General features: G+C 37.1%; 10 protein-coding genes. All 10 read right to left on the bottom strand.

Translation table 11 applies throughout. The features are described from left to right. Positions 1-65: 65 nt before the first annotated feature. The 10 genes from clpC to GI584_RS00735 all read right to left on the bottom strand — a co-directional run bounded on the left by clpC (position 66) and on the right by GI584_RS00735 (position 16,564). Complete coding sequence (gene clpC / locus GI584_RS00780) at positions 66-2,492, bottom strand: ATP-dependent protease ATP-binding subunit ClpC (RefSeq protein ID WP_153789926.1); 2,427 nt, start codon at positions 2,490-2,492, stop codon at positions 66-68. A gap of 1 nt (position 2,493) precedes the next feature. Further along, a complete protein-coding gene (locus GI584_RS00775; protein WP_153789925.1) occupies positions 2,494-3,570 on the bottom strand; it encodes a protein-arginine kinase McsB in 1,077 nt (358 codons plus the stop codon). Then, positions 3,567-4,109 carry a protein-arginine kinase activator protein McsA gene (locus tag GI584_RS00770; protein ID WP_100362652.1) on the bottom strand — a complete coding sequence of 181 codons (543 nt, stop codon included), beginning with the start codon at positions 4,107-4,109 and terminating at the stop codon, positions 3,567-3,569. Before GI584_RS00770 ends, GI584_RS00775 begins: the two co-directional genes overlap by 4 nt. Positions 4,110-4,121: 12 nt before the next feature. After that, complete coding sequence (locus GI584_RS00765) at positions 4,122-4,586, bottom strand: CtsR family transcriptional regulator (protein WP_100362653.1); 465 nt, start codon at positions 4,584-4,586, stop codon at positions 4,122-4,124. 122 nt (positions 4,587-4,708) lie between these two features. Beyond that, on the bottom strand, positions 4,709-5,404 hold the full coding sequence (locus GI584_RS00760; protein ID WP_100362654.1) for an MgtC/SapB family protein: 696 nt from the start codon (positions 5,402-5,404) through the stop codon (positions 4,709-4,711). Between the two features lie 113 nt (positions 5,405-5,517). After that, a complete protein-coding gene (locus tag GI584_RS00755; protein WP_153789924.1) occupies positions 5,518-6,693 on the bottom strand; it encodes a GNAT family N-acetyltransferase in 1,176 nt (391 codons plus the stop codon). Positions 6,694-6,952: 259 nt separating this feature from the next. Beyond that, positions 6,953-9,013 carry a GxGYxYP domain-containing protein gene (locus tag GI584_RS00750; RefSeq protein WP_153789923.1) on the bottom strand — a complete coding sequence of 687 codons (2,061 nt, stop codon included), beginning with the start codon at positions 9,011-9,013 and terminating at the stop codon, positions 6,953-6,955. A 154-nt stretch (positions 9,014-9,167) separates the two neighbouring features. Then, positions 9,168-12,164 (bottom strand): alpha-mannosidase, encoded by a 2,997-nt coding sequence (locus GI584_RS00745; protein ID WP_153789922.1) that lies wholly within the window; start codon positions 12,162-12,164, stop codon positions 9,168-9,170. Positions 12,165-12,319: 155 nt separating this feature from the next. Further along, on the bottom strand, positions 12,320-14,512 hold the full coding sequence (locus tag GI584_RS00740; protein WP_153789921.1) for a hypothetical protein: 2,193 nt from the start codon (positions 14,510-14,512) through the stop codon (positions 12,320-12,322). 21 nt (positions 14,513-14,533) lie between these two features. After that, positions 14,534-16,564 (bottom strand): glutaminase family protein, encoded by a 2,031-nt coding sequence (locus GI584_RS00735; RefSeq protein WP_153789920.1) that lies wholly within the window; start codon positions 16,562-16,564, stop codon positions 14,534-14,536. Positions 16,565-16,679 lie beyond the last annotated feature (115 nt).

Below are 16,679 nucleotides of genomic sequence, written 5' to 3'. Positions count from 1 at the left end.
GATTACATGCATCCTACTGTAGTATTGAAAAAAATCGGAAGGATGGTCCTTCCGATTTTAAGCTTTTACCCGACTTTAAATTCTCCTGATTTATCAAGGTCAATCTTTACTTTTTGTCCTTTTGTGATGTTTTCTTTTAACAACTCTTCTGATAATAAGTCTTCCACGTTCTTTTGAATCGATCTACGCAATGGTCTAGCACCATATTCCGGATCAAATCCTTCATTCGCAATTTTTTCAATTGCTTTATCAGATAATACAAAGTCTATTTCTTGTTCAGTTAATCGTTTCTGTAATTCTTTTATCATTAACTCTACAATGTATTTCATATGTTTCTTCTCTAGGGAATGGAAGACAATTGTTTCATCAATACGGTTTAAGAACTCCGGACGGAAAGCTTTCTTCAATTCCGTAGTTACCTTAGAGCGCATATCTTTGTAATCCTGTTCTTCATCACCAAGACTAAAGCCCACATATTTATTACGCTTAAGTTCACTTGCTCCAACATTCGATGTCATAATTAAAACCGTATTTCGGAAGTCAACGGTACGACCTTTCGAATCCGTTAAGCGACCATCTTCTAATACTTGAAGTAAGATATTAAATACTTCTGGGTGTGCTTTTTCTACTTCATCTAACAAGACAACAGAGTATGGCTTTCTACGTACTTTTTCGGTTAACTGTCCACCTTCTTCATAGCCTACATATCCTGGCGGTGAACCAACAAGTCGTGATGTTGCATGTTTCTCCATGTACTCTGACATATCAATGCGAATCATCGCATCTTCATCACCAAACATGGATTCAGCTAATGCACGAGCTAGCTCTGTTTTACCGACACCTGTTGGTCCTAAGAAAATAAACGAACCAATCGGACGCTTTGGATCTTTCAAACCGGCTCTTGCCCGACGAATTGCTTTGGAAACAGCTTTTACAGCTTCTTCCTGACCAATCAATCGATCATGCAAAATGTCTTCCATTTGCAATAGTCGTTCACTCTCATCCTTGGTAAGTGCCGATACCGGTACCCCGGTCCATGTCGATACAACACTAGCAATATCCTCTACACTTACTTCGGAATTCTCCTGACCTTGTTTTTCTTTCCATTTCGCTTCAGTCTCTTCTAGTTCTTTTCTTAATTGTTGTTCATCATCACGTAATGCAGCAGCTTTTTCAAACTCTTGACTTTGAACTGCTGCGTCTTTTTCTTTGCGTACTTCATCTAAATTTTGCTCTAATTCTTTTAAATTTGGAGGTGTTGTGTAAGAACGTAAACGAACTTTTGAACCTGCCTCATCAATTAAATCAATGGCCTTGTCTGGCAAGAACCGATCAGTAATATAGCGATCTGAAAGCTTTGCTGCTGCTTCAATGGCTTCATCAGTAATCGTCACACGGTGGTGTGCTTCATAACGGTCTCTTAACCCTTGTAAGATTAGAACTGATTCTTCCACAGATGGTTCATCTACTTGAATTGGCTGGAAACGACGTTCTAAGGCGGCATCTTTTTCAATATACTTGCGGTACTCATCTAATGTTGTTGCACCGATACATTGTAATTCTCCACGGGCTAATGATGGTTTTAAGATATTAGATGCATCAATAGCTCCCTCTGCACCACCGGCACCTATTAATGTGTGCAATTCATCAATAAAAAGAATCACATTATTTGCCTGACGAATCTCTTCCATTACTTTTTTCAAACGATCTTCAAATTCACCGCGATATTTGGTACCAGCTACAACCGTACCCATATCAAGTGTCATTACTCGCTTGTCACGAAGTATTTCCGGCACCTCATTTTGGACAATTTGTTGTGCCAAACCTTCCGCTACTGCTGTTTTACCGACACCAGGTTCTCCAATCAAAACAGGATTGTTTTTTGTACGACGACTTAAAACTTGGATAACACGCTCGATTTCTTTCTCACGGCCGATAACAGGGTCGATGTTCCCTTCTTTAGCAATAGAAGTTAAATCACGGGCAAGTGAATCCAATGTTGGGGTACTAGCACTATTACTTTGGCTGTTACGCCCATTTTGAGATCCACCTGATTCTGAGCTACCTAACAGTTGTAACACTTGTTGACGTGCTTTATTGAGGCTGACTCCAAGGTTATTTAATACGCGAGCAGCTACCCCTTCACCTTCTCGAATAAGCCCTAATAAAATATGTTCTGTACCTACATAGGAATGGCCTAATTTACGCGCTTCATCCATCGATAACTCAATGACTTTCTTCGCACGAGGTGTATAGTGAATGGTTTGGGATACTTCGTTACCTTTACCTATTAATGATTCCACTTCATCTCTGATTTTATCTGCACCAAGACCAATCGCGTGAAGTGCTTTCGCAGCAATACCTTCACCCTCACTAACAAGTCCTAATAAAATATGTTCCGTGCCGATATTATTATGCCCTAGTCGTACTGCTTCTTCTTGTGATAGTGCTAAAACTTTTTGAGCTCTTTCTGTAAAGCGTCCAAACATCATATTAATATTCCTCCTTTTGCTCCAATGTAAAACGTTCCCGAATTAAGGATGCACGAAAAACATCGCGTTCATTCGGTGTCAGCATTTTTTTTGCATATTGTTGTAAGAATGCTGGTTGGGTTAAGACAACCAATTCGTTCAGAATAGATTTAGATATGTGGTGGATAAACCCCAAATCAATACCTAGCCGGACATCAGATAAACATTTTGCCGTTTCTTTGGATTCGATAATTCGACTATGTTGTAGAATCCCATATGAACGAAATACTCGATTCTCTAATTCCAACTCTGATTCTTTGATTAATAAACTACGAGCATGTCTTTCATGCTCAATTAATTTATCAACCACGCCTTTTAAGTCTTCAATGATATCCTCTTCAGACCGTCCTAATGTTACTTGGTTAGAAATTTGAAAAATATTACCTAATGCTTCACTGCCTTCACCATAAATACCACGGACAACCAGACCTAATTGGTTGATCGCGGGGATCATTCGATTAATTTTACGTGTGATCGCAAGTGCTGGTAAATGCATCATTACAGATGCTCTTAAACCAGTACCAACATTCGTAGGACAGCTCGTAAGATATCCTCTATTTTCATCGAAAGCATAATCAATTTTTTCTTCTAACCAGTCATCTAGTTGAAACGCCTGTTCCAAGGCTTTTTCTAATTGAAAACCGGGGAAATATAATTGCGCCCGAATATGGTCCTCCTCATTGACCATGATCGAAACTTGTTCGTTTTTAGAAATAAGGGCAGCACCATGCTTTGATTTCTCAGCTAAGTGTGGACTTATTAGATGTTTCTCTACTAATACTTGCTTTTCCACTTGTTTTAACCCGCCCATTTTGACAAATTCTAAGTCTTTATATTGCAAATAAGAGTGATGATTAAATTCCTTTTCCATAAAGTAAAGGATGCTCTCCATGTGCTCTCCATCCGCAACCAATGGAAAAGGTGACTGTTCAAAGTTTCGAGCTAATCGCACACGACTGCTCATAACAATATCGCTGTCAGGACCATCCTCTTTTAGCCAAGGACTAATCGCTTCATTCATAAATTGCTCTAAACTCACGAATCATCACGCTCCTCGTAGCGGTTTAGACTCTTCTCCAATGACCTTATTTCATCGCGAATTTCAGCTGCGTCTTCAAACGCTTCATCTGCAATTGCTTGTTGTAATTTAACCTTTAAATCTCGCAATTTTTTACGTTGGTAAATATCAGAACCTACACGTTTTGGTACTTTTCCCTCATGGACAGTGTTACCACTATGCACTTTGCGGAAAAGCGGGTTTAAATGTTCAGAGAAAGTATGATAGCAAGATGCACATCCAAACTTTCCAATTCTAGCAAACTGTTGATACGTCATGCCACATTTATCACATTGTAACTCTTCCTCTTTTGTTTTAGGTGAATGATGGTGCATTGCATTAGATTTAGGGTTGAACAGTCCTGATAAAAGGTGGTGCAATGAATAAGCATCTTCTTCTTGAGACACATAACCCTTTTCCCTTGCACATTGTTGACAGACATGAATCTCTGTCTTCTCACCATTTATCACTTGGGCAAAATGAACGGATGCCGGATTTTGTTTGCACTCTTGGCATTCCATAACTTACACCTCCTAAAATTGATATTTTAAGGTATTAAGCATTGCCGACAAAATTCTGGCGCGAATCTCATCCCGAATTGGCAGTTGAAAAGTTAGCGTATTACGATCAATCGCACCAACCATTAATTTCGCTTCTCGTTTGGTAATTAATTCCTCTTCCAAGAGACGCTCTAAAATATTTATCGCCTTTTGCTGTGAGATTTGTGGTTGGATCATCTCGATAATTTCATCTATTAATTTTGCTTTATCTTCATTGGTAATCCGGCTAATACGGATATAGCCTCCACCACCACGTTTACTTTCTACTAAGTAACCTTTCTCCAAAGTAAACCGTGTGTTGATGACATAATTAATTTGAGAAGGTACACATTCAAAGCGATCAGCAATTTCACTACGCTTTATCTCAATGATTTTGTGCTGGTTGCTGTGCATGATCTCTTTCAAATATTCTTCAATAATATCTGAAATATTACGCATTTTCCCTCCTCCAATCTGACTTTGACTATATTTGACTATATATTCATTATACTGTATGTTGGCTTGGTTGAAAACTATTTGGTCTTCATTATTATAACCTTTCTTGTTGTCTCTAAAACCATTTATGGCCGAAAACGAATTTTAATTTTTTTGACATCTTCCTGTTCTAATAACCATTCATATAAGTTCTTCTGTTTTTTCTGATGAATAGCATCAATATACATTTTAATTTTTGTTGCTTCTGGGCTTTCGTTAGAAATATCAAACTCGCGGATTTCAATCGGAAAAGATTGTATACGCTCAATAAACGCGGAAGCATTTTTTTCCTTTGAAAGCTTTACTTCAAATACAATATGATGACTTTTACGGTGTAGCCTTTTTTCAAATTTATTTAAGACAACTAAACTAATTAAAATGATCAGTGTTGTCACAATAGCCTCTTTATACATGCCAATACCGACAATTAAGCCTAAGCCAGCAACAGCCCAAATAGAAGCAGCAGTGGTCAGTCCCCTTATAGTACCGCCATGGACCATAATGGTTCCAGCACCTAAAAATCCAATCCCGCTAATGACATATGAAGGTATACGAGCTGGATCGAATCGAATATTCTCGTAATTTTCGATAAAGTAATCAAAGCCATTAATGGATAAAAGCATCATTAAACAAGAGCTTACCCCGACTAATATATGAGTTCGAAAGCCCGCTGAATGTTTGTTCAATTCTCTTTCAAAACCGATCAGTCCTGACAATATAAGCGCAATAGCTAACCTTGTAATGGACTCGATAAATTCAGCATCAAAGATTTCCTGAAGCAATCATATCACCCTCTCCTATCATATGATCATACACAAATAGATAATTCATTTATACCCTTTCACGAATGAGATTATTTCTTTTTTTTTAAAAAAATCACCCTTAAAAGGATGATTTAAAAAAAGTCTGGAAAATAGGCCTGTTTGTAATCAATAAGCTTTTCTATAGATTGTAAACCATTCTTATCAGCTTCAATGAATTGTAATTCTGCCAGTTCAGTTGGCCTATTATAACTTAAAAACATCGACGTTAAATACTGTATAGAGCAATTGATCCACCCAAACTCCAAGTTGTCCGGCTTCTCTGTGCTCACGTTAACTTTCCCGTTTACTATGGTAAGATAATAAGCACCATTATTTTCAGGGATAAAATCATCCTCCACGACGATCTTAACAGGTTTTACCTCTTGCGCTTTATTGTAAGAATACTCCTGTAAAAAGGAGTATACATCAACTATTCTACTCATGAAATAAGGGACAACTTTTTGTTCATAACGAGGCTCATCGATCAACATTGGCAAATAATCATTTTCAGGTACTGTCATTTCAACTTTTGCAGCCATTGAGTCATGGTTGCTTATCAATTGTAAAATAAGTCGTAACCCATTTAAATTAGCATAGGCCATTTCCTCCACATGTAATATTTGATCTTTTACATGGTATAAAAGATATCCTTCTGCTTCATTTTGTTCATTATAGCAAATAGTTATCATCGTATCTTTTTTAATAATTCTTTGATTCCACCATTCCTCATCACGGATTAGTGCACCATTAAAATTAGATATATATGCCGAGTATATTTTTTGCAATTCTTTATGATTGTTTTGCTTTCGTCTTGCATAACCATTTGCTTTCCAATCTTTCTTCAGATCTTCCATTGGTATTTGATATTTTTTCTGATTAAAAGTGATCTCATAACCATATTTACGATAGAAAGGAACGGAAAAGGGGTGTAAATAAGATATGGTATGTCCAGTTGATTTCATGGAAAGCAACACTTCCTGTAACAGTTTTTTTATTTTCCCACCTCTTCTATACTCTGGCCACGAGGCAACGGACGCTATCCCTCCCATTTTCATCACATTTCCATTAATATATACATGTAAAGGGATCATATGAACTTTTGCACTTAATTGCTCCTCTTCAAACCAGCCCCATATTTCATGACGCTCTGCTTCTTCTTGTTTTTTTGTCAATTCTTCTTGGGATAAGGAATACTGAAAAGCAAATTGAGATAATTGGAAGATTTCAGGATAATCTTCTTTAGATAATCTTCTTATTTTCCTCGACATTTTTTCACCTCATTATGTAAGTCTTTAAATTTAACGGATGAATGATGTAGCGCTCATCCTTTTGTCTAAAAAGTTGGTTAAATACAACGTTACATAAATCAAGAAAATTTTTCAACAAACAGGTAATGAATATTAACTCAACTTTAAAACTTTTAGTTAGTCATATAACTAGACCTAGGAAAACCCCAGAGAGAATCCCCTGAGGTTTTCCATTCACCTATTTCTTGGTTCTACATCCTCTTTGTCCTTATAATACGGTTTATTTCTTTGGTAACCCATTAGCCTCTCGAATTAATTCAAAGTATTGATCACCACGGACAATCTCATATTCTGAGCCTAAAAAATCCACAATTTCTTCAACATCTGATGGTGTAAGAGACCAAGATAACATCCCCAGCGAGATAAATAATGGAGAATTTCCATCCCATTCAGCAGAAGCGTCTGCTATGGCTTCTTTTGCTTCACTGACGCTACTAACACCACGTAAAATCGATTGAGGTAGTTCGCCGTTTAAAATCGACGTTCCTGTGTTACTTTCCCAACTAAGGAACATTCCTTGTGGATTAACATAGTCGATGTAGTCCTGTACTTTTGATTCTGTCAAAGGTACATTTTGCTCATCAACACGATTCAGTGCATAAATAATGTCCATACCAGTACGTTTCATATACTTCTTTGTTTGCTTTGCAAATAAATCAAATGTATCTTCTGGCCATGGTGTAGGATAAATATAACCTGCGCCTGAAGGACCTGCAATTAATAGATCATTCTCTGTAGCTGTTTGTTGATAATGACCTAGTATGGATGGTGCAACATCGTAAAGAAGCGGACTTGTCGTCCAGTTAATCGGTACATTTCCCCTTGCTTCATCATCCCATAATTGTTTGAGCTTATGTTGATTATATTGTAGGTTGTCACCTTCACCAAATGTAAAAGTAAGATAAATTTTATGATCCAATTCTGGAGCAGGAATTTGTTTTTGTTTGTTTATTTTCCCCTTTACTCCAGAAAAAACAGTCATGTTGTTAAACCAGTCTGCCGCAAGTACATATACACTATGCTCAGAAGCTAACTCTGTTGAACTAAACTCTCCTGCAACATCATTGTCGAACCAACCTAAATAAGGTGTATTCGGCTCAACATCCGACATGATTTGCTCAAATAATTCGTTTTCTTCAGGTACATTGGAATCAAGCCAGAATACCATTGCACGATTTGCAACTGCATAATCTCTTAAATATCCGTAAGGCTCTGTTTCACCCGCTGCAATTGGTTGAACATTTGATGCAGAGACCTTAAATTGATTCCACATATCTACGGAAACAATCAATTCTTCGGTATCCTCTGGTGGTGTAAATTGGTAGATGAAATAATCACCATTATCGGCCCAGCGGTGTCCATCATGACGCTCGTCTGCATTGGAATGGTAACCATCATATAAGTAAGGCTCTTCATCCTCTTGTCCTGGTATAAACTGAGCAATGACCTCACCATCTGCTTTTACTGTAACCTCATGAACGGCCGAACCCCACCCATCACTAGGAAAAGCATCTTGAAAACGAAGGTAGACAGACTCTTCTCCAAGGAATTCAGTCAATTCTAAATCATATATATCCTGATTAGAACTGTCTCTAATTTCTTCTTCTTCCTCAGCAATAACTCGAAAATCATCCCAATTATCTTCAGGAAGATCTACACTACTAGTAGGATTTAGACCTACAAGCATCCGATGGGTCGTTTTAGACCATAAATTTTCATATTGCCATTTGTAGGCATCTATACCATCATCGAAACGTCCTCGTAAATCCTCTATTATAGTCAGATTAAATGGTGCTTCAGTCAGTTTTTCTGCTAGATCAGGGCTAGATACTACTGCTTGTTCCAAACCAGCCATCGTTGTAGCCACATTGATAGAGTCTTCCACTTCCGGATCATAGACTACTACTCCCGATATTTCATCTTTATATTTCATCATTAGATCCCAAGGATTTTCCATTATGTTATAAGGAACGTCCACATCATTTAACCATGTATAATTCCCTTCCTCATAATCATCCTCTATAAAGTAAATCCTTGGTTCCTCTCGATTTACATTTCCTTGAAGTGTAGTGAATAATAGCTTCTCATCTCCAGTATTTTCTCTTAAATCAACAACATCAAGATGCTTGGCTTTTGCAAAAGTAGGTAAAGCCTGACCTTTAGGCCATGTGATTTCTCCATTTTTCATGGAGTCCGTTGCTTGTTCATTAGCATGGATATTAGCTGTACCTAATAAGATTAAAAGCACGGTTAGACATAACATCACTAACTTGCGAATCATAGATTTTCCTCCTTAGTCTATTGAATAGACAGATTTTTCGGAATAAAAAATCACTTTTCCCCAATCAACAATTAAATGCGTCAAAATCATAGAATTTATGGAGTTAAATCACCTCCTTAGGATCAGTATTAATTACGTTTACCTTTTGTTTCTCTCATTTTTTTGGTTTTATCTTAAATGTTTTAATTTCGAATGGTGTAAACGAAACAGGTCCATCTAGCGTTATAAACTGTTTAGGCTCTTCTAACAAATTGGTCTCCACTACATCCTGAATTGCAAAATTAAGTTTTATTTCGGTACTTGTATGGCTTCCAGATGTTTCATATAAACGCAAAATAATATCATCATCCATTTCAGCTTTTTTGATTGTCTCAATCATCACACTTCCACCATTTAATTGAATAAAAGAATCTAACTTAACTTTTTTAGTATTATCTGTATCTATTTCCTCCACTTTACGAACTGGTATATTCAACTCATAGCCTTTTTTATAGACTTCACTTATGATAAAGTCACCCTTATGCGGATAAAAACTATAAACAAATTCATGCACTGCTCGATCCGCTTGTGGATCGGGACTGTTAGGACTTCGTAATAAGTTAATGTCCAACTCATTTCCTTCAGCACGATGACCATATTTGCAATCATTTAAAAGTGCAACACCATAATTAGACTCAGACATATCTATCCAATGATGAGCACATATTTCATCCTTCGCAAAATCCCATTGGGTATTTTTATGTGTTGGACGATTTAAATAGCCAAATTGAATATCACAATGGACATGATCACTTCTTAAACTAAGCGGAAAAGAAGTACGAAGCATTTTGTTCGATTCATTCCAATTTACTTTCGTTTTAAAATCAATTTGTCTGCTTCCCAAAGTCATCACCACAGATTGCTTTATAGTTGAATTTCCATATTGATAAAAGTGTGTAACAGATGCTATTGGACCATTAACATCACATTGAACATTCTCAAGTATTGGGCTCATTTGTTTGATCGATTTATAATCGGTCGGGAAGTCCCATGCATCTCCATGGTCATGGTAGATTGCTAATTTATTTGCGGAGCAGTTATTCGCTATCGTTTCTCTTTCATTTTCTTTATCATATATAGATCGAATCGTACCGTCTTGATTAAATGTAATGGTTATCAGATCATTTTCAAGCAATGTCTCTTCAGCCTTCAATTCTATGTATTCAGGTATAAATTCTGGATCACTGTTATCATGTAATGCTATATATCCCATGGATGGTATCGTTACTTTTCTCCACTTACCCTTAGACATTATCCACTCTCGTCTGGGCCAAGGTAATGAATTAAATAACGTTAGTCCAGATAAATGAAGGTATTGATTCAATGCCTGGTAGTGTTCATCTATTAGATTTTCTACCTTTTCTTGTATCTTCTGGTAACGTGCCAGTGATTCATCATATACACGACTGATCGATGATCCAGGTAGGATATCATGGAATTGGTATAGCATAACTTCTTTCCATATCGAGTCTAATTCTGTTGCTGGGTATTCTTTGATTCCTTTAACCATCGTAAGAGTTGCTGCAAATTCTAATTCGCGCAGTGCTTTCTCGATTGTACGATTGTACTTTTTATTACGGGCCTGTGTAGTCAATGTACCTTGGTGTTTTTCTAAATAGAGCTCACCAGTCCAAGTTTTGTATTTGTCAGATGAGGATTCTAGCTTTTCAAAAAAGCGAATAGCCGGTTCCTGTACTACCGGAGATAGACCTAAAAGATTTTTTTCTCGTTCTAATCGTTCTAGGTGCTCTTCTCCGGGGCCCCCACCACCGTCTCCAATTCCAAATAGCATTAAACTATGTTCGGAAATATTTTTATCATAATATTCTCTTTCTATTTTTTTGATAGATCGTGGAGCGGCAGGACTGTTATAAGTATCTTCCGGTGGTAAATGAGTCAGCACTTTGCTGCCATCGATCCCCTCCCAATAAAAAGTGTGGTGTGGGTGATCGTTATATTCACTCCAAGACAACTTTTGGGTCATTACAAAATCAATATCTGATTGCTTAAGAATTTGTGGCAAACTTGCAGAATACCCAAAAATATCAGGGACCCATAAAGTTCTAACTTCCTTACCAAATTCAACTTCAAAGAATTTTTTCCCATGAAGCACTTGACGAATTAATGACTCCCCACTAGGCACATTAGAATCCGGTTCAACCCACATTCCACCTTGAACTTCCCAGCGTCCTTCAGTAATTCGTTGTTTTATTTGCCCGTATAATTCGGGATAATACTCTTTCATCCATTGGTATAATTGTGGCTGACTAGCCCCAAAAATATAGTTTGGGTATTTTTCCATATTACGAAGTACCGTTGAAAACGTCCGAGCACCTTTTCGTATCGTTTCTCTTATTGGCCACAACCAAGCTAAATCAATATGGGCATGCCCAACAGCACTAATAGTTAGATCAACATCTCCATTTTGTTTTTGTAATGGTATGGCAAGAATTTCTCTGGCCTTCCTAACACTTTCATCAGACCAATTGACTAATAAAAGTGAAACATCATACAATGATTGTAAAATTCTTGCTCTTCTAACCGAATCTTCTTCCAATTGTTCAGTAAGTTCTAGTAGCACCTCCACATCATAATAAAGGTTGTGTATTTCCTCATTACAAATGGCAATATCTGCTTCTTTTAATGTTCCTGATCTAAAATGACCGAACAAATCATTGCAACCTGCATCAGCCCAAAGCTCTATTTCTTCCATGCCGGAAGCTTTTTCTGCTATTTCAACAACCCTCTTTCCAGGTTTACCAAGAGCTAACTCAAATTCTGAATTGACATTGGTTAACCCTTGCATTGGTGTACCGTTATGGTCAACCAAACATAACTCACCATTAACATCAATCAAAAGAACAATTTTTTCCCCTTTCGCTTGGTTCGGAACTCTACCAGCAAAGCGGAACCATGCACAATCCCAAAGCTCTCCCCATTTATCACCCGCGGATAGCTGTAGATAAGTTCCTTTGTTTCTCTCGCTAAACCGAGCTGGTTCTTTAGTTACCCACGCTTCCACTTCTAAAGATGCTATCTTGTTATAAATTTTCCCTTCAATAAAAGCCTTCATTTGATGTAATTTTTCATTCTTTATCTTTTCGTATGGCATTTTTGACCCTCCGCAAATTGAGCTAAATAATTAAGCAAAAGCTTATAGTTAGATTACATCTTCATTTATTTCTACAAAGCTAACAAAGGTAAGTAATAAATGAATTTATTTGCAACACCCCTCCATTATTTTAAATCGATGAGTAATTGGTAGATTCAAAAAGCTATTTTGATTTTCACTCCATTAGGATTATTCTCATAGTGGATTAAAAGTGTATTACTTCTTACATCCCAATCAAAATTCATTTCTGTATAGTTATTTTGTTCCTTATCGATTTGTATTGTTATAGGTTTATTTGCACATCTTATTCTACTAACTCCCGGCACAGATTGTGGTCCTTTAGTTAAAATCTCAAATTCGTTACCATTATTTGCAACATTTTCAATTCTAGAAGAAGATGCAATAACCTGAATGTCAGTTTGTACTGTATGATAATTTAGATCATATAAAAGTGATTGATTTCCAGGCTGGACGATAACCTCATCTCGTATCATTAGATTATGATCAAATAAGTCAACATATAGGCCTTGTAAGTGTAACGGGTCTTTGTTAATTGATTCATCCATCACTGAACTAATTACATATGGCCCTCGTTTCATTAACAAGTAATTTTTTTCTTTCCATACCTTCTTAGGAGATACTTGACTTTGACCACTTACTTCCATAGACTTTCTCACTATATCTTTCAATAGCTGAGCATTTTGTGTGTTCTGAGTACACTCTTTTGGATGTGTCGGAAGTATGCTAACTACCCCTTTTCCAACATGATGGATATCTTGAACTGATTTATGTTCAACCCCTAATGTTTCAAAAAGATGTTCAGCAGGATTGGCATAATCAGCCCCCTCTGTATTCCACCATTCTCTTACTTGATGATAATCATCACTTCCGTCGCCTACGTATATCAAACAACCCCCATTTTGAACCCATTGACTTAATCCAAGATGAATATCAGGAGATTCAGGTTTCATAAATTCATAGCTGAGAATCAATGTTTGGTAGTTGTTTAAATATGATGAAAATCGTCTAATATTATCTAGTTGGACTGGCCTAACAGGTATTCCAACCTTTAGGAATGGTAAAGTTAATCCATAAAACTCGGACCAATGAAGAAGTTCTTTTGCTTTGCTTCCTTTCAACATTTCTATTTCTGTTCCGTCATATTTTCGTGAAGTATCTTCTCCAGAAATCTCAGGATGATTTCGTTGAAACATGGTTGTATCAGAAAGCATTACACCAATTGGATCCATACTTCCTCCCCACTCAACCGAATCTTGTTCAAAGTCTCGCAAAGCATTAATGATTATAAGCAAACTAGTCGCATAGCTTGATGGAATAGGTTCTTTTCCTTTTCCGTCCTTACTTGGATAGGATCTGTTGAAAATCCTGTTTGGCCAAGGTGATATTTCATAATGAAATACATCTGGATGGAAAAGTGATGCGACTAATGTTTTAAAATAATTATTCTTATAATCGTCCCAATCATAATTTGGATTATCTTCGATTGGATCATGTAAAAACCACATTCTCCTTTCCGTTCCTCGAGCCAATTCCTGCATTATTCCATATTCTAAGTAGGCTGTTTCAAATGTTCTCTCTTTTGTAACGCCATTATAAACATTTGGCGTACGAGAAGTTCCGGTCCATACTTGCGCAATATATCCATCAATAGTTGGTAAACTCAGTAATTGAGACTGCGGACTAACTATTCGCCACTGTGTGTAGTTAATCAGACTATGGGTAGGGACATAAAAACGTAAGTCCCTTTGATATTTTACTTGAGCATATTCTTTAAGCTCTGTACAAAGTCTGTCTAAACATCTCTTATACAGAAATGCTTTTAATTTAGAAGCTCGGTACTGTGCGTCTACGGATTCATGGGGGGGCATCCATGGTTCCTTATAAAAAATCTTCCACTCTCTCTTAAATGCTTCAGAGTATCCACCTTCAACCCAAAACTCTGGTTCTTCAAGATGTATTGCCTCCACTCCAGCATCTACAGCAACCTTAATTCGCTTTGTTAAATAGTTAGTATAGGCAACTGTTGGTACCATATATGGAACATCTTTACCGTGGCTAATTGTCTCGCCAAAACGATTTTTCTGTGCTTCATCCCAATGATCCCTTCCGTCTACTTGACCATATAAATAGTTTTGATATTCCCCCCATGACACACCAGTCATGAGATGAACCACATATCCCTGTTCTTTCCATTCTCTAATTCTAGTTGGCATCGATCCATCTATGCCATAAACCATTACAAAATCAGTTCGCAAATCAATGGAAGGATGATATGCTACCCTTTCCTGAAAACCTGTTTTTTCCTCAAATCTAGTACTCGTTTTCATAATTCCCCTCCCGAAATAATGCTAATTATTATTCCAATCAGTCACTTTGAGCAACAACATAAATAGACCCCCAACAACAGAACGGTTTTTGAAGTTTAACCGTTTTCCTGTTTTTGTATCATACCAATCTGTAAATGGGACACGGTCTTCCGTTTCATTTAAAAAATGCCAAAGTGGTTCAATTAGTGAAAGCCCCTCTTCTTTTTGATCAGCTAAAGCCGCTGCCCATACTAGCCAATCTGCTTTTGTATACGTCTCTCGACTATCTAATGGGATTCCAAAACGATTCTGCTGTGTTAGATAGTATTTTATTTCTTTTTGTTTAACATCTTTGGAAAATAAGTTTAATGAAAACACGTTATCCCAAATAAGGTTATACTTTAGACTCCAGGTTCCAGGCTGATCAAATGTTAATTTATAATGATCTTTATCATTTGCCATTTTCTCCCATTCGTTTGCCATCTGCTTTGCCCGCTTTATATACTTCTCCTTTTCCTCCACTTTCCCTAACATTCCACATAGGAGTCCATAACTCCCTATTCCTATAATTGCTTTAATCGAAAGGTTAGAATTATGTGCTAAATGTCCAGCAAAGTCGTCCGTGCAAAGTTGATGTCCTGGATCTAGTCCGTTCTTATTGAGGTATTCAGCCCACTGGGTCAGTAGATCCCAGTTTTCTTCTGCGAAATCCTTTTTTCCTTCTGCCAAACTTACAGCAGTCATCATAATTAACATATTGCCACACTCTTCAATTGGCATCTGGTTCTCTAGTGCATTTTTTCCATATACCTGTCCATTAGCAATCGGATAACAACCGACATCATGCGGCGCAAAATCAAAGGGCCATTCTTCTGACCGTGCATAATGAAAAATGGGGCGCATCATACCCTTGACCAACTCCGGATTATACATTAAGAAAAGTGGTATAGATGGATAACTCACATCTACTGTTCCAATGCATCCGTTACTGTTATTTTCCTTAGAGAGAAATATCAAATCCTCATTTTCATCAAGAATCAGCTTATGAGCTGCAATGGCCTGACGATATGCCAGTGATACAATGTCTCTATATTTGGAACCACCCACTTCCATAGCTCTCTGCCTTAATTCTTTATTAAATTTATAGCAATCTTTTTTGATTACGGAATACTCACTAACAGCTAATTGCAGCGTCTGTTCCATCGTTTGACCATGTCTTTTCCAATATCCAGGAAGTGATTGATGAAAATATTCGATTGAAGCAATATCATCATAGGCTAGAACTAAAAAATTAGATTTTTTTTCTGGATTAACGGTTCCAAAATCCAGTACTGCTGCCATCACAGGGCAATTTTCGTTTACGCTGCGAGGCATATTCGTATCGTCATTCTTAGGTATCGACCTGTTTTCCACCCATTGTTTGCGAATATCAATGGAATGAATAACGGTCTCTGCACGACTAGAATAAGGTAATACTAAATGAAGGTATCCCCAATCAATGCGTGTATCATCACCTTCACGCTTTAATATAGGCTGATCCACTGAACCTATTTTCATGTCTTCAATATTGTTCTCTAAAGTCACTCGTGACCAATTCACTTGTTGACTTGTATCATGTACACACCATTCTCCTGTCACATCAAAATAAATTTGAACATCATGTTGCACACCATCATTCGCCCACACCTCAAATGTTACATATGATGCTGGTCTAGCTAGGACATCTAACTTATCTAGCAAGAGAGGAGTCATAAATTCTACTTTTAGTGTTACACCTGCACCTTCAAAAATATAAATTGTATTTAATGGCTCTACGATAAGTTGGATTTGTTTCAAGTGGTCTAGTTCTTGTTCCTGTTCATTATCAGTTTGAGATAGCTTACCCATGAAGCCCCATACTTTTCCATCTATACGAATCATTCCTACCATCCCATGGATACCAGTTGTTCCATCTGGTTGATATGTCCAATGATGTGTGTGATCGTCATAAAGATGGTCATTGCTACTCCAGACACTAAAATAAGGATCTACTGTTACCAAAGGTACCGCGGGAGGTCTAAGTGCGATAGTCATCATGCCACATCCATTCTTTTAAATATAGTAAGCAAGTATTTATATGATTGAAGTCCCCTCTATTGAAGAATGAGACCTTCGAGGGGACTTTTATTTAATTTTTACTTAGTAAAGA

Source organism: Gracilibacillus salitolerans (assembly GCF_009650095.1).
Classification (GTDB): domain Bacteria; phylum Bacillota; class Bacilli; order Bacillales; family Amphibacillaceae; genus Gracilibacillus; species Gracilibacillus salitolerans.
This window is presented reverse-complemented; position numbering and strand designations above follow the sequence as displayed.

Coding starts and splice junctions, on each gene's coding strand:
- clpC (WP_153789926.1), bottom strand. CDS start 2,492: ATGATGTTTGGACGCTTTACAGAAAGAGCTCAAAAAGTTTTAGCACTA.
- GI584_RS00770 (WP_100362652.1), bottom strand. CDS start 4,109: ATGGAATGCCAAGAGTGCAAACAAAATCCGGCATCCGTTCATTTTGCC.
- GI584_RS00765 (WP_100362653.1), bottom strand. CDS start 4,586: ATGCGTAATATTTCAGATATTATTGAAGAATATTTGAAAGAGATCATG.
- GI584_RS00755 (WP_153789924.1), bottom strand. CDS start 6,693: ATGTCGAGGAAAATAAGAAGATTATCTAAAGAAGATTATCCTGAAATC.
- GI584_RS00750 (WP_153789923.1), bottom strand. CDS start 9,013: ATGATTCGCAAGTTAGTGATGTTATGTCTAACCGTGCTTTTAATCTTA.
- GI584_RS00745 (WP_153789922.1), bottom strand. CDS start 12,164: ATGCCATACGAAAAGATAAAGAATGAAAAATTACATCAAATGAAGGCT.
- GI584_RS00740 (WP_153789921.1), bottom strand. CDS start 14,512: ATGAAAACGAGTACTAGATTTGAGGAAAAAACAGGTTTTCAGGAAAGG.
- GI584_RS00735 (WP_153789920.1), bottom strand. CDS start 16,564: ATGACTATCGCACTTAGACCTCCCGCGGTACCTTTGGTAACAGTAGAT.